20 protein-coding genes are annotated in these 17,283 nt (G+C 50.2%); 12 read left to right on the top strand and 8 right to left on the bottom strand.

Annotated elements, in window-relative coordinates:
- Positions 1 to 314: 314 nt before the first annotated feature.
- Positions 315 to 2,495 (bottom strand): hypothetical protein, encoded by a 2,181-nt coding sequence (locus tag IPJ88_07045; protein QQR91473.1) that lies wholly within the window; start codon positions 2,493 to 2,495, stop codon positions 315 to 317.
- Positions 2,496 to 2,835: 340 nt separating this feature from the next.
- Between IPJ88_07045 and IPJ88_07040 the strand changes: the two genes are divergently transcribed.
- The 5 genes from IPJ88_07040 to IPJ88_07020 all read left to right on the top strand — a co-directional run bounded on the left by IPJ88_07040 (position 2,836) and on the right by IPJ88_07020 (position 6,179).
- A complete protein-coding gene (locus IPJ88_07040) occupies positions 2,836 to 3,138 on the top strand; it encodes a hypothetical protein (protein ID QQR91472.1) in 303 nt (100 codons plus the stop codon).
- A 32-nt stretch (positions 3,139 to 3,170) separates the two neighbouring features.
- The gene (locus IPJ88_07035; protein ID QQR91471.1) at positions 3,171 to 3,365 is read left to right on the top strand and encodes a BCCT family transporter; all 195 of its coding nucleotides are present in this window, start codon (positions 3,171 to 3,173) and stop codon (positions 3,363 to 3,365) included.
- Between the two features lie 54 nt (positions 3,366 to 3,419).
- Positions 3,420 to 4,571 carry a VCBS repeat-containing protein gene (locus tag IPJ88_07030; protein ID QQR91470.1) on the top strand — a complete coding sequence of 384 codons (1,152 nt, stop codon included), beginning with the start codon at positions 3,420 to 3,422 and terminating at the stop codon, positions 4,569 to 4,571.
- 213 nt (positions 4,572 to 4,784) lie between these two features.
- Complete coding sequence (locus tag IPJ88_07025; protein ID QQR91469.1) at positions 4,785 to 5,135, top strand: hypothetical protein; 351 nt, start codon at positions 4,785 to 4,787, stop codon at positions 5,133 to 5,135.
- A 408-nt stretch (positions 5,136 to 5,543) separates the two neighbouring features.
- The gene (locus IPJ88_07020) at positions 5,544 to 6,179 is read left to right on the top strand and encodes a hypothetical protein (GenBank protein QQR91468.1); all 636 of its coding nucleotides are present in this window, start codon (positions 5,544 to 5,546) and stop codon (positions 6,177 to 6,179) included.
- Positions 6,180 to 6,392: 213 nt separating this feature from the next.
- Here the strand turns inward: IPJ88_07020 and IPJ88_07015 are convergent, their stop codons facing one another.
- On the bottom strand, positions 6,393 to 7,061 hold the full coding sequence (locus tag IPJ88_07015; protein ID QQR91467.1) for a hypothetical protein: 669 nt from the start codon (positions 7,059 to 7,061) through the stop codon (positions 6,393 to 6,395).
- Positions 7,062 to 7,484: 423 nt separating this feature from the next.
- Between IPJ88_07015 and IPJ88_07010 the strand changes: the two genes are divergently transcribed.
- The 5 genes from IPJ88_07010 to IPJ88_06990 all read left to right on the top strand — a co-directional run bounded on the left by IPJ88_07010 (position 7,485) and on the right by IPJ88_06990 (position 10,428).
- Positions 7,485 to 7,658, top strand: coding sequence for a transposase (locus IPJ88_07010; protein ID QQR91466.1), 174 nt, complete (start codon positions 7,485 to 7,487; stop codon positions 7,656 to 7,658).
- 18 nt (positions 7,659 to 7,676) lie between these two features.
- Positions 7,677 to 7,934: a transposase gene (locus tag IPJ88_07005; protein QQR91465.1), complete on the top strand. Its 258-nt coding sequence runs from the start codon at positions 7,677 to 7,679 to the stop codon at positions 7,932 to 7,934.
- 134 nt (positions 7,935 to 8,068) lie between these two features.
- A complete protein-coding gene (locus IPJ88_07000) occupies positions 8,069 to 8,302 on the top strand; it encodes a hypothetical protein (protein ID QQR91464.1) in 234 nt (77 codons plus the stop codon).
- Positions 8,303 to 8,441: 139 nt separating this feature from the next.
- A complete protein-coding gene (locus tag IPJ88_06995; GenBank protein QQR91463.1) occupies positions 8,442 to 9,542 on the top strand; it encodes a hypothetical protein in 1,101 nt (366 codons plus the stop codon).
- Entirely contained in the window at positions 9,514 to 10,428 is a 915-nt protein-coding gene (locus IPJ88_06990; protein ID QQR91462.1) for a metallo-mystery pair system four-Cys motif protein, read from the top strand. The genes IPJ88_06995 and IPJ88_06990 overlap by 29 nt, the downstream gene beginning before the upstream one ends.
- 245 nt (positions 10,429 to 10,673) lie before the next feature.
- Here the strand turns inward: IPJ88_06990 and IPJ88_06985 are convergent, their stop codons facing one another.
- The 3 genes from IPJ88_06985 to IPJ88_06975 all read right to left on the bottom strand — a co-directional run bounded on the left by IPJ88_06985 (position 10,674) and on the right by IPJ88_06975 (position 12,588).
- Positions 10,674 to 11,570 (bottom strand): trypsin-like serine protease, encoded by an 897-nt coding sequence (locus IPJ88_06985; protein ID QQR91461.1) that lies wholly within the window; start codon positions 11,568 to 11,570, stop codon positions 10,674 to 10,676.
- A 243-nt stretch (positions 11,571 to 11,813) separates the two neighbouring features.
- Entirely contained in the window at positions 11,814 to 12,224 is a 411-nt protein-coding gene (locus IPJ88_06980; protein ID QQR91984.1) for a hypothetical protein, read from the bottom strand.
- Positions 12,217 to 12,588: a transposase family protein gene (locus tag IPJ88_06975; GenBank protein ID QQR91983.1), complete on the bottom strand. Its 372-nt coding sequence runs from the start codon at positions 12,586 to 12,588 to the stop codon at positions 12,217 to 12,219. The genes IPJ88_06980 and IPJ88_06975 overlap by 8 nt, the downstream gene beginning before the upstream one ends.
- 87 nt (positions 12,589 to 12,675) lie before the next feature.
- Here IPJ88_06975 and IPJ88_06970 point away from each other — a divergent pair, with 87 nt between their 5' ends.
- Positions 12,676 to 13,161, top strand: coding sequence for a transposase (locus tag IPJ88_06970; GenBank protein ID QQR91460.1), 486 nt, complete (start codon positions 12,676 to 12,678; stop codon positions 13,159 to 13,161).
- 12 nt (positions 13,162 to 13,173) lie between these two features.
- Here the strand turns inward: IPJ88_06970 and IPJ88_06965 are convergent, their stop codons facing one another.
- On the bottom strand, positions 13,174 to 15,039 hold the full coding sequence (locus tag IPJ88_06965; protein QQR91982.1) for a bifunctional homocysteine S-methyltransferase/methylenetetrahydrofolate reductase: 1,866 nt from the start codon (positions 15,037 to 15,039) through the stop codon (positions 13,174 to 13,176).
- Between the two features lie 27 nt (positions 15,040 to 15,066).
- Positions 15,067 to 16,011 carry a hypothetical protein gene (locus IPJ88_06960; GenBank protein QQR91459.1) on the bottom strand — a complete coding sequence of 315 codons (945 nt, stop codon included), beginning with the start codon at positions 16,009 to 16,011 and terminating at the stop codon, positions 15,067 to 15,069.
- 100 nt (positions 16,012 to 16,111) lie between these two features.
- Here IPJ88_06960 and IPJ88_06955 point away from each other — a divergent pair, with 100 nt between their 5' ends.
- Complete coding sequence (locus IPJ88_06955) at positions 16,112 to 16,687, top strand: hypothetical protein (GenBank protein ID QQR91458.1); 576 nt, start codon at positions 16,112 to 16,114, stop codon at positions 16,685 to 16,687.
- On the opposite strand, the gene IPJ88_06950 is transcribed toward IPJ88_06955, so the two are convergent.
- Complete coding sequence (locus tag IPJ88_06950; GenBank protein ID QQR91981.1) at positions 16,651 to 17,256, bottom strand: thymidine kinase; 606 nt, start codon at positions 17,254 to 17,256, stop codon at positions 16,651 to 16,653. The genes IPJ88_06955 and IPJ88_06950 overlap by 37 nt on opposite strands.
- Positions 17,257 to 17,283: the final 27 nt, after the last annotated feature.

Raw genomic sequence — 17,283 nt, 5'->3', positions numbered from 1 at the left:
CGCTTTCCGTAAGAACAAGCGTTGAAGCAAACGGGATTCAGAGTGGGTCGGCCGCTAACGGTATCCTCTCAATCTGCGTGCGAGATTGAAGCCCATTACCTGTGGATGTAGCGACTAGTTGCTATCGTAGTAAAAACGCCTTGCAGCTCCCGAACTCAAAAACTACCTTTGGAATCCTTATGCATCGCCATCACTCACTCTATTTAGACATGTTGAGTCGGGACCAACGTTGTTGGTCCGATTCTGCTAACATGCCATAACGGGTGTGTCTTTGCCGCGAGTCAATCCATAATCGTTGGTTTGCGATTAGTGCACTAGTTGCAGGTTGCTGAGTAGGTTCCAAGGGAAGTGTTTACTAAACCGGTGGTAGGATTGGTCTCGAGCAATGGACTTGAAATACTTACAAGAGCAGAAGCGTCAACGGGCGTTGGTGAAATTACGGTTTCGGTTATTGTAGTGGTCGATGTCCCGCATACAGTAGCGCCCGAATCAATTTGCTTCCATAGTGTAAAGTCTCGACCTGTACCCCAAAGGCTTGCGACCAACGCGCCATCTTGGGTGTCTGTCAACGCTCCCAAAATCGAGTTGGCAAAACCCTGTGACAAACGCCGATACCACAAGGGAGTGCCCGCGGAGTCAACGGTAAGGACGTGGGCAGCACTCGTCGTATAGCCAAAAGTGCTGATATTGCCATCGTCACGAATAACAATATCGTTAATAATAGCTGTCGTGTAGTGCTTGGACCAAGTGAATGCCCCGGAACTATCAACACTGGCAACAAAATAGCGGCTTGCCCCAAATGTGACCATTCCTCCAATGATAAATCCACCCCCTGGCAGGGCATCAATATTATAACCTACATCAGAACTCGTATCTCCGATCAGTTCGATCCAGTTAACCGCTCCAGTTGGATTCAGCGAGGCAAGCAAAATATCAAGTCCTCCTGCGCCTACTCCGTCTGTAGAACCAACAATGATCACGTCGCCCGTACTGATCTCAGTCAATCCGTAAATTGTTTCTCGACCAGGAGTTCCTATTTGTACTGTCCATAGCACATTGCCTGAGCTATCAAGTGCGGCAACAATCGAATCCCATGACACGCCTGCACCATATGAAGTGGTCCTAAAAGCTATAATAATATTACCCGTGGACATTTGAAAGACTTCCGGCTCGGTTTCATAGGCAACACTCCCGTAGTAATTGGCCCACAAGGTATTACGGGAGTTATCGACTTTGGCCACATAAATGTCCATGTCCGATCCGCTAACAACAAGCGACTGTCCGGCCACTGCGAATCCACCAGTACTATCAGGAGAAATGCTTTTCCCCTGATCGGTTAACGCAGTATCATACTGCATTTTCCACATCTCATTACCGGCACTATTAAGTGCCCAAAGAGCAAGATAGGGTTCCGTCGAGTCGAGTGTTCCAATCGTAACAAGAGTTCCATCGGCAAGCTCAGTAACATCGGCTGGAATATCTTGGTTATCGACATTGAGGCCACGCACCCAATCTGCGGCAAGGGCAATACAGTTGCTGCCATCGCAGCTTTCATTTGCAGCACATTGATCCGAGCCGTCAAGGGTGCCGACATTGCAATCGTTATCACTTCCATCGCACAGTTCTGCTGCGCCTGGATGGATACCGTTGTCGCCATCATTGCAATCGCTACTATTGTTGGCATAGCCTGCCGGCAGGGTGTCGGCTTGAGTTGGATTACTGAGGTCACCATAACCATCGCCATCAGAATCCAAGTAAAAGGTTAAGGCTTGGCAGATGTTGATCGTACAGACGTTAGAAATGCAATCGCCGTTTGAAAGACAACCACTACCAAATACGCAATTGGGTCCACAGCTTCCACCACAGTCGACATCACTCTCGTCTTGATTGAGCACCCCATCAGAACAGGTTGCCGCCTGGCACGCCTGCCCCGAGCACACGAGTGATACGCAATCCGTTGCTTGAGAGCAGTCCTGTCCATCGCTGCAATTGGGTCCACAGCTTCCACCACAGTCGACATCACTCTCGTCTTGATTGAGCACCCCATCAGAACAGGTTGCCGCCTGGCACGCCTGCCCCGAGCACACAAGTGATACGCAATCCGTTGCTTGAGAGCAGTCCTGTCCATCGCTGCAGTTGGGTCCACAGCTTCCACCACAGTCGACATCACTCTCGTCTTGATTGAGCACCCCATCAGAACAGGTTGCGCTAACTGCTACACAACGGTTTGCACTGCATACTTGAGTTAGACAGTCACTGTTTAGAACGCATTGCTGATCAACATTGCAAGCTGCACAGCTTCCACCACCGCAGTCGATATCGGTTTCCGCGGCATTTTTTAGGTTGTCAGAGCAACTTGCAGGGCTATTGCTATCGGAACCCGAGCTGTCAACTCCGGCGTCTTGCGCCACAGCATCGAAGCCGATTCGGCCGCAGTTTATGCTGATAGTCAAAAAGCTAATACCAATGACTAAACGAAGTAGCGAAGTTTTCATTGCAATCACTATGAGTCTAGAAGGGCTGTTATTGATTGAGTCTAGCATTGTGGCGGTGCGGAGGCCTCATTTTGAAGCCCAGTGAACAAAACGGTAAGATAGTGAATATCGATTTCAACTTTGTGTGGCTTACGCTTTGCTGTACTCCGCGATGCGCAGCTAGTGGTCACCCACTTTTTCGCATGCATGAGCACCTCTCAGAAGCCGATGTGGGTGTAAAAATGCGATGGAACGCGGAGGGCCGAACATGCCAACTCTGGCATTTTTATGATGACGAATAGACATCCATGGCATGTCTCGTGAATAATTATGCCAGTAGAAATCGAGCGCATAATTGAGTATGCAGTCTGCATTCTTGAAGGGTGTTCTGAGCCCGTCGTTTATCGTTATTGCTATTGTCTTGTTCTACATGGCGGCCATGCTTGGCATGGGCTGGTACGCCTCGAAAAAAGTTAAAGGTAACGATGACTTTTTGGTGGCGGGGCGTCGTTTGGGGCCTCGGATGATGGCCGCTCATGCCAAAGAGCACGGTCAAGTCGTGCCAGGTCCGCTGGACGAAGAGCCCGGAGCGCAGCTCCACTTGTGGGGCGATGACCCTGCAGAAACCCCTGGGCCAAATTCCTGGCAACTGTGTTCTAGATAGATGCGAGCGCGTGCCCATCTTGCAGTGGCCACATGAAAATTAAGGAATTTGTGGATGCCAACACTGTTCCCGAACTCAAAAACTACCTTTGGAATCCTTATGCGTGTGGCCTCCAAGCGTTACGGACAGCAACGATTACTTCAGCACTGCCGTTTTGTGTCATTATCGTTTTGATGTGTTGGGGTATTGTTCGTAGCTTGCGAACTGAAAAAATACCCGAACCTTAGAAGGTATCTCATAATTTGCTGAAGAACCCCGTACCACGATAGGGTTGTTTGATTATGAGATGCTCGGCATTTGTATTTTTTTCGTTGCTCATCAATTCCTGTGGTTCGGGCAATATTTCTGGGAAGTTGGACGACGCGAGTCTAGGTGATGGAGCAATGGATAACTTGGCTACCGACGGGGCATCGGATGTTTTGGATGCCGACAACTCACCGTGGCCTTCTGAGCCTTTTATGTGTCCGGTTACGCCACAGATTCCGTTGGGTAACGTCAATGCCAAATGGTCGTACACCGTACCAACCACATGGTTAAGGGCGTGTCCTGGAAACCCTTCAAGCTATGCATGCAACTCATCATCGCCACTCATCGTTGACCTTGATGGTAACGGGACACTTGAAGTGGTGATCGCTACCAATGCTGGTCATATCGTAGCATTGAATGCTAGTGGGAGTTTGTTGTGGAGCTACGACACCGCGACCGCCTTTGGTCTGGCAGCGGGCAGCGAATCCATTGAATCGTCTCCAGCGGCTGCTGATATTGATAAGGATGGAAAAGCTGAAATCGTTGTGGGTGTCGGCAAATCTGAAGCATCGACCTGCCATCGCGGGGGAGTGATTGTACTTGAGGACAATGGGGTGTTGAAATCAGGTTGGCCCAAGCTTGCTGTAGATGAGGGCATTCCACCTTCAGGGTGCGCTGATCCGATTTATGGAACACCAGCATTGGGCGACATCGACAATGATGGGGACATGGAAATTGTCGTCGGTGGTTTTGATAAGCGCATTTATGCTTGGCATCACAACGGTGTGATGGTTTCCGGTTTTCCGCCGGCTAGCGCACATGTGGATAAGATACCAAGTTTGACGAATCTTCTCGCCGATTCGATATGGAGCTCCCCGGCGCTGGCCGATAGCGATGGTGACCAAAAACTTGAGGTATTTATAGGTACTGACGAAGGCAACTTCGAGGTAGGTGGCGAGGAGCTTGGTCTTGTCCGTACCAGTTGCCCGGTGGCTGGTCAGCTGGTTATTGTGGCGGATCTATCTATGGAGTCGATGACAATGGTATTCGATTATCAGGGTTTCCACGTTACTATTTTGAGATCATTCAGTCCTCTCCAGCATTGCTCCAGCAAAATAGTTCAACTTCGATCTTTTTTGGAAGCGGAAGCTTTTATAATATCGCAAGTCCCGACCATCCAACCCTAGGTTTTTTGGTGAATGCAGTAGATCAGCACGGGATGACGCTTTCGGGTTGGACTGGAGGAAAGCCCACATCAGGTGCGCCGTCTGCCTCTCCGGTTCTGGGAGATATCACTGGAGATGGGCAAGTCGATGTAGTGATGGGTACACAGGATGGAAAAGTCTACGCTTGGCATCTCAATGGGATTGCTGTGAGTGGGTTTCCCATGGTTCCGCGTGATGAAGCTGGCAATATTGGCAATTACGATGTTCCGCGAAGTTTTGTTCTCGCCGACTATGATTGTGACGCCGATATGGAAAATTGTTGTTTCAAGCGGTTGGTTTGTTCACATCATTGATGGAAATGGTAGCCAGTTGACGAAATCACCGAGTAACGATGGCCCTGTCTACACTACTGGAGCGTTGCTGCTGAATACCCCTGCTGTGGGCGACTTAGATGGTGACGGATATCTTGAGATGGTGGCTTTTTCCGACAAAGTCTACGCTTGGGATTTGCCAGATGGCGCCATTTTGAGTGACTGGCCGATGTTTAAATTCGGGCCCGCTCGTAGAAGTGTTGTTTCGCGTTAGGTAACTGCGGACGATCTACGTATGGTAATTGCTCAGTCGCGGTTAAAAGTTAGCCACTAAGAAAGCTCACGAGAAGCGCTCGAAGCAACCAGACTACGACCGAGTACGAAGCTTACAAAAAAGGTTGGGCAAAAGTATGTGGGGACAAGAAATTCGTCGGACGACTCCGCTGTCCAAGCGTTGACCTCAGAGCTTTTCAGTCAAGTCCTTGGATCGTTCGAAAGTACCCTCCGAGCAAGTCTGTTTATCGAAAAAGCGATGTTGTTTTCAGTCATCCCTACAACCACAAGTGGTCAAGTGTTTACATGGATCGCTTCTTGCGTTGATTAGAGGGCGATGACGTATGTCTCTAATTTGATTCTTGTTGCACTGTAAAGTCTATCTTTGCTTCACGTCGGAGCCTGTGCCGTGAGCGGCGCGGAGGATAACTCGATTGAAAATCAAATGGGTGCTGTCATTCGTAATCCGGAGTTCATGGATAGTAAAAAATGGATTTGCGAACAGGTGTATGAGCAAGCGCCGTGTCAAGATATTGAAACATGGCAAGACGATGCGAAGAGTTATCAATGTCTTCTGGAAAAAAATACATTTATCAATGCTTGTATCCCAGCACTCGAGCAAGAAATGGAGTTGGGCGGTACCTTGGAGTCGATGGGACTAAGCGTGGTTCTTTCCACAATGAGCACGGACGAAAATGGACAACCGGATGTTACACCGCTCGATCCGGATGACTATTTGGACGCCGCCGTCCTGGATTGGTATCCGCCTCTGGAGATAGGTCCGACGGATCGGATTCCGTGCGCGCATATCGATGCAGAGTTTGAATATAGTCCACAAGATGGGATATCTCTGGGCAGTTCCGACATGATAGGGTTGCGCTTACCCAATACAGACATCCGCTATGATGAACCTGGGCAGACCGTGACGAAATACACCTGGGCCAGCGTAATTTTGCATACCAGGCCGAGCTTTGGCGAAAGACCTTCAGCTTTGGTTCATTTGATTTTTGCCGCGTTGAGCAGAGGCTCGATGTCTACCGCATGATGGCCACGCAGGTACCCCAGGTTGGCACCTAGGTGGCGGCGACGACGCCAATTCGTCTGCAAAACGGGCAGCCACATTTTGGACCTGGCTCCGACGGTTCTTGCCCTAATGGGACTGCAGGAAGATTCCACGCTGCTCGGGAAAAACTTGTTAGAATGACGTAAAAGTATTTAATCTGCTCGGTGGTTTCCCTAACCATTCAAGCAAAGCTGCTCAAGGCTTTGGTTCAATGGTGTTGGCCAAATGAAGTGTGCTTGTTGATATCGCTTTATACGTTTGCGCAGACTGCTCGCTCGCATGGGGTAACGTGATGGCCGTTTCAAGCTCAATCGAACTACCTTCAGACAACAAGGCAGTCTCTTCGGATGCGGCAGTCACAGTAACTTTCATGTCGACCGCACCATCTTCACAGGGAACTTGCTTGGCATCGCCATTCGGATAGGAAAAACATTCAATGGGATTTTCAAGCATGGGCAAGTCAGCAAAAAAGTCGACTCCTGCTGCCTGGAGCGGTCTCATTCGGTAACTCCGGGAAGGTTGTTCCGGTTTGCCGTCAATTGGCTCGGCTACTAACTCAAAAGATGCAATGACATCACGATCGATTACGCGCTCGACGCGTACAATATATTGAATATTCCCATCCGTTGAGCTCTTTTCAAAAATAAAATCCAGCCGGAAGTTGTCAACAGTAGGCGCTACAACGCCATCCGACTCAAACGCCAAGTCGAAGTTCGCATAAAAAGCCTGCTGGTTGGCTTCACTGGCCCCCTGATCGGTGCTCAGCTGCTGATCACTGGCATCCATAGCGCAAGCGCTCCATAACAAAGCCGTGGCCAAGGGCACGGCTGCAGATAGGCCGGTTTGCAAATCTGATAATTTCATGGCTCTCCTCGGTGCTGGGATGGACATTTCCTGATCACTGCAAAGCACGTGCCAACACTACCCCTTGAAATGCATGTCTTTTTATCCAACCAAGGCAAGGCGTCTGGGTCTGCGGCGACCCCACTGGGGTCCTTTGGCATGAGTGCAGCGCATCGTCGTGGATGTTCATGGAGTTCGTCCAATGTGCACGGTTTTCGCGTTATCTCACCCTTGATCCCGAAGGTTTCCCGTGACTCTACCCGGACTTTTACTGCTTGCTTAGACAGCTGATCGCCTCGATCCCACTGGCAAAGCTAGGTTTGAGCTTGCGATTCAGTTTACCATGGCGAGTCCTGCAGTGGACATTAAAATTGTATTTTTACAACATATATGTTTTATGCGACATTTTAGGGACGTCTGTCTTGTTGGCGTATCGTACTATTTTTGGTGTTATTCACTGGAGATTGTGGCCGATGGGCTTCCGACAGCCGCATCGATGCCCAAGACAAGCGTGCTCGCACCCGATTGTGCCCCTACTTGTCCAGGCCGCCTGTGGCCACCAAACACCTGCGTCGCTATCGCTATGGCAAGCTCATCTATATACTCAAGCGACAATAGGCGGACGGGACCGAAGCGGTGGTGTTTGAGCCGCTTGATTTGACAACCAGCCTCTGCGCCTTGGTGCCGCCGCCGCGGTCTCATCTTTTGCGCTACCACGGCGTGCTGGCCGCTCATGCCAAAGAGCAACGATGCTGCAAGGACTGGCGACAGGCACGGCATCCACCAGCTACCTGCGGCTTTTCCGGCTATTCCCTCTTTGTAAGTCAAAATCTTTTGGCGTATCAATGTCCAGCATTTGTTCAAATGCCGACTTTCTTCTTCAAGCACCCTTAGCCCCTTGACCTCGTTCACTTCCATAACTCCTAACTTTCTCTTCCAGACACAAAAGTTCGCTGCACTAGACCATCAGCCATGCGACGAAATGCCGCATGCCCATCACTAACTACTTGCAGTATAGACCCGTGTTTATGAAATTATTCATGCCTTTTTGCCACACGGTTGCGTTGCTCTGGTTAGGATCCTGCACGGCAATAAACCAGTCGAATGATAATGAAATTAACTCGGTAAACGACGGTCTTAACGCCGGATGTTTGATAGACGGAGTTGATTCGCACTACTTGAACGATGCGCTACTCGCATTCGATTCCTTCCTGAAACGATCACACTATCTCAAGGCGCCTTCCGGCGTGCAAAAAGGTTGAGCACAATGCCTGGCTCGCTCTACAGAGTTTGCCGTGGGCTCACGACGGATCATGGGATTGGGGCCCGGAGATCATTACCCTTAGACTCCCTTACGGCCAGCTGGAGTATCAACCTGGCCATGAAGAGCCTTATAAAGTCATGTTGACGCGAACAGGAGCACAGTGGCTAGCGCTTCAAATGGGTGGCATGATCGGCCTACGCTCGGTTCAAGATCTCAAAGCCATCGGCCGTAACGATGGCGATTTTGACGAATATCTAAGACGTCCACGTACGGGTGTGATTGGCGGGCTTGTTAATCTGTTTGACCCGGACAACCTGCCGGCTATCGAAAGCTCCTACGCAAACGGTGCATTGTATGAATGTGAAACTGACCCATCAAACTATTCAAGTGAGTTTACGGAATCTCCCTACCATATTGATCAGCCTTTTACTTTTGGGATTTATAAAGCTTTCCTCGATCTTTGGAAAAGCAACGGTATCGACTTTCCAACAGGTGAATGTGGCCCCAATGACCGCGATTGCATCTATAGCTCTGCTTTGATGCGTTGGGGCCGCCCGATGTCGCCGTTTTGCCGTAGCCAGGAATTTGCCTGTGGCACTGGCGAGGGCATTCAAGTGTTTGAACGAGCGGTATTTCGTTACGGGCATGGGCCTGATAACGTTGAGGTTACACCGCTTGCAGCCCTGCTCCAACTCCCAGAAAGCAAAGTGGCAGAATGCAGCTTTGATCCACAAAGCAACACGATGCCGACTGATAGTTTAATCGACGACTCACCGACTGTCCCTGAAGAGCTCGAGCCTGCACCCGAAGAGCCCACCGTTAACCATGCCTGCGCACGCTTCTGGCCCTATGAGATACAGTGGCCCGTTGCTGAAGGTTTTAAAGGAGTACAATCCTGTGTCACTGCGATCTGGCAATCAGATATGCCAGATGAAATATTAGCCAATGGCACCGTCATCGACTATGTGAATATGGCACATGCTGACATTAACTTGCCGGACGGTAATCCCATGCACTCTGCGATGAGCAGCATGCCTTTTTCTGTAAACCTGCAAGTTAACCTCGAGAGCTCTCAAGACGGCACATCATCTGCACAGGTACTTCAAAGCTTGAAAAACTCAGGGCAGAGCGGCATAAGCTGTCTCATCATGCTTGTGCAAGCTAAGAACTTCGCAGGCTCGGATTTCGAGATACTTGCTCTTCGAGATCATGGAGATTGCAGTGCCGTTTCGCCTTGAGCGCTTTTTGTACAACATCTGTTTGGTCGTAGCTTTGTTCTCTATAGCTTGTTCACAAAGCGATCCTGACTCACCGACAAGTTCCCCAAACGAGCCCCAGTCTACGGAGGGAGCTGTAACCCACCTTTCTTTGCAGTTCTCAGCCGAGGTTTCAGGAAAAGCTATCCAATGCGGAAGTGTTTATCACGACGTGGGTCTTAGCCAGGCGACTGTTGAATTTGCTGATTTTCGTTTCTACATAAATGACATTCAGCTCATTGATACTGACGGCCATCACACTGATGTGACACTCAATGAAAACAGCAAATGGCAATACGACAATCTAGTCCTGCTTGATTTTGAAGACGGAACAGGTCTTTGTGAAAGTGGAAACCCAGATCTCAACACTGTTGTTGAGCTCGACGTTCCCGAAGGGAACTATGACGGAATCTCGTTTAAATTCGGAGTTCCTTTCGTGCACAACCACATTGACCTTTCGAATGCTCCGCCCCCGCTAAGTTTGACTTCCATGTTTTGGAGTTGGCTCGATGGTTATAAATTCGCACGAATTGAAGTGGGTGTCACCGACGGGAATCCAGTTGTTTTTCCATTTCACCTGGGAAGTACAGGGTGCACAGGATGGCCCGAAGAAGGTGAGGTCAAGAGCTGCTCTCATGAAAACCTTGCTCACATTGAACTCCATGGCTTCGACCCCTCCAAAAATACCATTGTGTTTGACTATGCAGCACTCATGGCCGAAACCGATCTCAAAAATGCATATGGAGCCCCAGGTTGCATGTCTGAGTTTGACGACTCGGACTGCCCAAGCATTTTTGAACAACTCGGTCTGGATTTTTCAACGGGCAGTCAAGCAGCCAGTGCTCAGACCGTTTTTCACGCCAAATAGTTCGTAAGTGCTTGAGCGTTAGGGTGTGCGCTGCACGAAATGGTAACCGAAGGCGTTTCGGTAAAGACCGCATCGATCCAGTATACATCAACAAAACATGAGAGACGCTCGCTTGATCTGGCATAGCCTTCCTTTCTCAGTAGATAGTTTAGCTTCTACTTATCATGAGGGCGCTTGCCAAAGCCGCCGATTCGAAGTCGACTGATCCTTGGCTAAAAAGAAAAGCTATGTGGCCCCAGTTATCCTCACATGGGTCTGATCGGTGGCGGATTCAGCATCGATTCCAACCACTGAGCAACACCATAGGCACTCGTTGCAGATAAACGCGTATGAAGGTTGACTTTGCCATCATAAGGAAACGTCGAGTTGATACCAATGAGCTGCTCACGCGAAGGATCAGCAGGATCATAACGGAATACGCCCGCACCTGAATCGCCTGGGCATAGCAGTGGAGCGGACGCATCGTTGGTCGAGCCATTGGTTTGTATGTAGCCCTCATAGACTGAAGGTATGTAACGTTCATCGCGGATGACCTTGGACATGCCAAATTTGAGCCGACGAATCGGTCGACCATATTCATCAACACTATTGGGATCGCCTTCGCAACCCATACCGGTAATGATGACTTCGTCTCCTGGATTAACAGCGCTGGAATCAAGCTCAGCGGCTCTACCCGGCAATTCTTCCACAGTTTGAATAACTGCAAGGTCAGGCGCGCGACTAATATAGTCATCAACGGTACATCCATCTTGACATTCTTCCTTCCACCAGAGCGGAAGAAATGTATTGACGATAGTCATCTTAGACCATGGGACATCTGCACGGTTTAGATCATGCTGAGCAGTCATGTACTCGATGGCGCCTGGCTTATATCCTTCAGCAAGATTCGCCCCAAAAGTCTCTGACAACGATTTTTCGGTGACACAATGCGCCGCGGTCAACAACCTATGATCGGAAAGCTTCACTCCACTACACACACCGGAGATATTGAGTATTGAAGTAAACTCATTGTCTTTGGCGATGCTACCTCCGACGAGTGCACCCTCGTCACCTTCAACGGTGGAATCACCAGCTACCGAGCATGCTGTAAAATAAAGACAAGCAGGTAGGGAAAAGTATACAAAATGGTTTAGGCGCATCATGGATTATCGACAAACACTCTACGACTCTGCAAAGACCATACCAGCAGCGTTTTTAGCAATACGAAACATCTTCTGCTGTAAAATCAATCGACATACACAATATTTCCGCAGTACACTTCTCGCGTCTGTCCCATCCCAAAACCCGTAGATGGGGTCATTTGGCCTACCTTGGGCTACAAATATGTGCACAGAAAGCTGATGGGTTACAAAAGCGTAAACCCTGATGGGTAACAGAATTGGGGTTTATGTTGATGATTTGTGTCTGAGCGGTTTGAATCCTTTGTGGGTTAGCTCTCCTAGATAGACTGTTCCGAAGAAGAGGTCAAAACTGCGTTGTTCGATGCACTTTAGGCCAATGATTTGGCCAGCTAAAAGCGGGCTGAGCATTCCGTGGTTCGCTGCAAAGCGAATGCCACCTCGCTTATCGACGCGCTCGAGGAAAAAGTCATCGGGATACTCGGGGTCTTTGTCTTTTCTGGGATAGCGTTTGCTCGATGAAGCGTAGATGTCCGCGGGTACTTTATCGCTCAGTGATTTATGAGGTAGCTCGGTGTTATAGATGTGCATGAAACGATTGAAGAGAAGCTGCTGCTCGGTATGACTCATTGCAAAGGAGCACTCATTCAGCAAGATTTTATGAATACGTTCATGGATGGCGTCCTTGTTGGGTGGGCCGTCCTAGATCGATACGATGCGGCCGAATGCCCAAACGTAGCCACCAGATACTCAGTTCGCTTAGCCATGCACGAGCGAGGCTAGCGAAAGGTGCGCCGTTATCCGTGCGAATCACATCCGGCAAGCTATACTCACAAAAAGCTTTTTCGAAGACCTTTTTCGCCTTGTGCGTACGCGTATGAGGCAGTGATTTGCACTTGAGCAGATAACGGCTTCTGACATCGCAAATCGTCAGCGGGTAGTAAAGGCGGTGGTTTGAAAGCGCAAACTCTCCTTTGTAATCAGCAGACCAGCACGCATTCGGTCCAAAGTAGCCACCATAGGTGCTGCACTCTGCAGCCAGCCGGTAGCGCCTCGTGCGCTTTTTTCACAAGTCTTGTGGCAGCAGTGTCGAGCACTTTGGCTGCGTCATCCTAAGACGGGCAAACAGATGTGGTTGTTGACCTCGCTTGTGGACCCGAAGCTTTATCCTCGCTCGCACATGACAAAGCTATACCGGCAGCGCTGGGAGATTGAACTTGGTTATGATGACATGAAAACACATCTGCTGGATGCCACGTCCACCTTGCGGTCAAAGAAACCTGAGGGTGTCAAACAAGAGCTTTGGGGCATGCTGCTTGCTCAGAACTTGATTCGTTACTGGATACTAAGCGTCGCGCAAAAACGACGCTGCTCGCCTTTGCGCATCAGCTTTGTGAAGGAAGCAAGCCTAAGCAACGCAGAAATCCAACTCATTTTTGAAGCGCTTCTCGAACTGCCTACCGATTTGCGCGACATAATTAACCAGTTGTATGATGATAACGCTGTCGACCTTGCACGCCACATCGAAATGCTTGACGAGCTGGATCAGGCAAGCGATGCAGAATTACTGGATTTGGTCATCGATTGGATCTTAAAGGGTCGCATAGAAAGCTGAAACTAAGACCAATTAATCAACCAGACCATCGATCACTTCAAGCGCACTTTCGTAGCGTGAGAAGGGGGGCATAATATACGCACCTGCGACGCGATCTTTGACGGCAGCTAACATTTCACGAGCAATAGCGATGCCTTCTTTACGGCCTTCGGGGCCGCTGCCGGCTTTGCGCATGCGTTCGCGAATCACAAGAGGCACTTGCATCCCAGGAACTTCGTTGTGCAGAAACTCAGCGTTTCGATAACTCGCCAAAGGCAACAGGCCCACAAGCACTGGGACCCCCAAGGGCTCCACATCTTTTAGAAAGCGTTCCAGATACTCGGGATCGTAGACAGGCTGAGTCATAATAAGCTCTGCACCGGCTTCAGCTTTGCTCCGCAAGCGACGCGTTTCTCTTGCGTAATCAGCCGCACCGGGTTCTGCTCCAGTGGCGCACAAAAAGCTGGTTGCGCCACCAAGCGGTTTGCCTCCGGGATCAAAGCCATGATTGAACCCACGGATTAACCGCAACAGGCCAATCGAATCCAAATCATAGACGCTCGTGGCGTCCGGTAAATCACCCATCTTTGGTGGATCACCAGTAATCACCACGAGATTGCGAACGCCAAGCTCGTGCACAGCCAGCAAGTGCGAAACCAGACCCAGCAAGTTGCGATCGCGAGTGGTCAGATGCATCAACGTTGGCATGCCAAACTGTTCTTGAATGCGTAGACACAAAGCAAGGTTGCCCATACGCATCGTGGCGCGTGCATTTTCAGCGACATTGATCACATCAATGCCGCCTTCTTTAAGTATCTTTACCCCATCAAGAGCTTTTTGCAGGCTAAGCCCCGGCGGTGGATTAACTTCGACCGATACGACAAACTTTTTGTTGAGCTTTTTCCCAAGTTCGCCCTTTTCCTCAAGACTAAGAACACGGACACCTGGTGCTGCACTTTCTTGAACGTCGGAAAAGTCACGCATGCCGCCACCGAGCTCCGGGTGATCGCTCCCGCCAACCATACGGGCCGCAGCAATAATCTTTTGGATATGCTCAGGCGTCGTTCCGCAGCAACCGCCAACAGCCGAAACCCCTGCCTTAAACAGACGTCTGGCATAAAGCAAAAAATATTCAGGCGTTGCCATATAAGCAAAACGTCCTTCCACACGACGCGGCAAGCCTGCGTTGGGTTGCGCAACCACGGGGACGCCCAGGCCCAACATACGCGTAGCCATTTCGTAGACCCCGGCAGGACCATCCGCGCAGTTTACTCCAATCGCGTTGGCACCCCATTTGATCAGCCTTTTTGCCATCTCTTCGGGCCCCGTACCATCAGCCATCGTTCCGAAGGCATCGAAGGAGACTTGCGCAATCACGGGTGTAGCAGATCCTGCGGCTGACTTTGCCGCAGCAAGCGCTAGAGCGGCTTCCTCAGGATGTCTAAACGTTTCAAGAATCAACGCATCAACACCAGCCTTGCAAAGCGCCTGACATTGCTCAGAAAAAGCCTCTTGAATACTTGCATGCTCGCTGGGATCCACCGTCTTAAACGCCAGGCCAGTTGGACCTACCGAACCCACAACATAGGCTCGGTCCTGAGCAACTTCTCTAGCAAGCTTCACAGCAGCTTCATTGATAGCCGCTACTTTGTCGGTCAGGCTGTGCGTTGCAAGCCGATAGCGATTCGCTCCAAAAGTGTTGGTCTGCAAAACCTGAGCACCCGCTTCAAGATACTCGGCATGGACCTTTCGAACGAGTTCTGGCCGCGATACGCAAAGCTCATCAAAGCTTACCGTATAGAGGACGCCTCGCTCGTAAAACACGGTCCCCATCGCGCCATCAAACACCAAAGCACCTTGTTCGAGGGCTTCCATCAAACTTTTACGTACAGATTGCATCACTCGGCCGGTCTAAACCGTGAGCCGCTAGTTGTCGAGGGCTCCTGCATTAATCCAATCTCGAATGGGATTCACAAAGATGGGACTAAGTAATGGCCCATCCAGCGGCATGCTTGAGCCACAGTTTTGCGTGTTTTCCAGCTTCTGCACCAGCAAAGAGGCATCAGCATCGCCCGGTTTTACAACGAGAAGCCCTGAATTACCGCACTCTGCACCTGACGTTCCGTCAGCTGCAGCTTGATCAACGAGGGATGCATACGCCAACTCTTGGCTTGAAAGATCCAAACCTGCGACTTTGCTTTCATCATCGTGACATTGAAAACTGTTGCAACCGGTGCGCGTTAAAACCGGATAGATCGAGGCCCACTTCGGATCGGGAGCATCGATTTTCTTGGGAGAGACCACGTCACCAAAGCCAATGTAGTTCACATCGGGATGCGGACTGGTTCGCTCAACGATTGGAAGAGGCGGCGCACACGCAAACCAATTGCGAACGGCTTCTTTGCCCTCCGCTGTATCGAAAGCAGGCAATGAACTTCCGTCATCGTATATAAAACGTGGCGCATCCGCGAGTAAGTCGCGGCCAACTTTACCCGGCGGCATCGTTCCATCTTTGATCCATGCCCAGTTTTGGAAACGGTATTCATAAAGTTTTGAGAACCCGCTCCGCAAGATAGCTGTTGCTTCTTCGGCGCTGCCAGGATCCGTAATAGCTTGGATATCGAAGTTCAGTCCTGCGGGCACACCAAAGCGAGCTGAACCCTCTGCCTTAGCGGAGTGACAAAAAGAGCCGCGTCCACACGACGAATAGATCAGCGCCTGACCACCAGTAGCCGGCGTGCCGTTTTCATCATACACCCAAGTTTGGGCCTCACTGAGATTGCAACGCCCTAAATCATCACCCGAGCAACTCAACAGACCGCCGCAAAAGATGCCTAAACCGACGGTGCACGAAAAGAATAAAGAACGCAAAACACGACACTCCATTTTAAATTGGTATAAACCACCTATGCGTCAGGGTATAACAGAGTCTCAGAGAAGTCGCATCCACTATGGCAAGCTAGTTAGTGTCGTGACCCTATCTTTTAGCCTTGGTCTCACAGCAAGTGCATGGCTTAGCAGTGCCTCCCCATCAGAGGTATCGTCCACCGAAGACTCTGCGGTGGACGTAAACAAAACAGCAGAACGACACGAAACACCGGCTGAAGAATCAAGCCCACCTAAGCAAGAAGCGCAAACTCAAACCGAAGCGCTCGCTGGAGCAACAGAATCGTCACTGCACATGGAAGAAGGTCGGATTGCGTACTTGGACTGCAAACTTAAAGATGCAGTAACAAACAGCAGCTGCTCACGCGATCTCGCATTTGAAGAAACGGTATGGCAGCACATCGCAAAGCTCCCTCAATGCGGCGCATTCAAGCCCTCCGTGGGCGAAGCAGATTTACGCATCCACTACGAAGAAGGAAAGCCAACGAGTATTAAGCTACGCGGCGTGGTTCGGGAAGGTCAAAAACGCTTAGACGGACCAAGTTTGCTGGCATGCCTTCGCAGGACACTAACGAAAGTGAAACCTTCTCTGCCCTACCGAAGCCTCCGTACTTCGTTTCGCTTTCAATTGCTTAACGGTTCAGAATCTGGAAACAACTGAGCGGTAGTGACTTCAGCTCGGGGGTCATGGCAGTGCCGACAGCGCGCCTCGTAAGCATCTTTCGCCCCGATAACAACGCGATTTGCCGAGGCAATCAAACGCTGCGAACGCGAGGCAACATCACCACACTGAATGCAAACCGCTAGGGTCTTGGTGACAAATTCCGCTCGGGCTAAGAGCTCAGCAACGATCGAAAAGGGCTTAGCACTGTAGTCCAAATCCAAGCCCGCAACCACCACACGCTTTCCTTGATCTGCAAGCCGCTCAACCACACCCACAACATCGTCATCGAAGAACTGAATTTCATCGATGCCCACAACTTTGGTTTCCGGAAGGACATGCGTTAAAAGATCGGTTGAGTCCTTCGTCGCTTTGGCCTCAAGCCAAAGTTCAGAATGACTTGCAATGCGTTCTTCGCCATAGCGATCATCAACACTTGGTTTGAACACTTGGACACGTTGCTTAGCAATCAAACTGCGTCGCAAACGCCCGATCAACGTTTCACTCTTTCCACTAAACATAGGACCACAAATGACTTCGATGTGTCCTTGGCGAGGGAGTTGATGCATACGAAGCATTTATGCGCCTTGCATCGA

This window comes from Myxococcales bacterium (assembly GCA_016699535.1).
Classification (GTDB): domain Bacteria; phylum Myxococcota_A; class Polyangia; order Polyangiales.
Note: the sequence above shows the minus strand (reverse complement) of the source record. Positions and strands in the feature narration are given on the sequence as shown.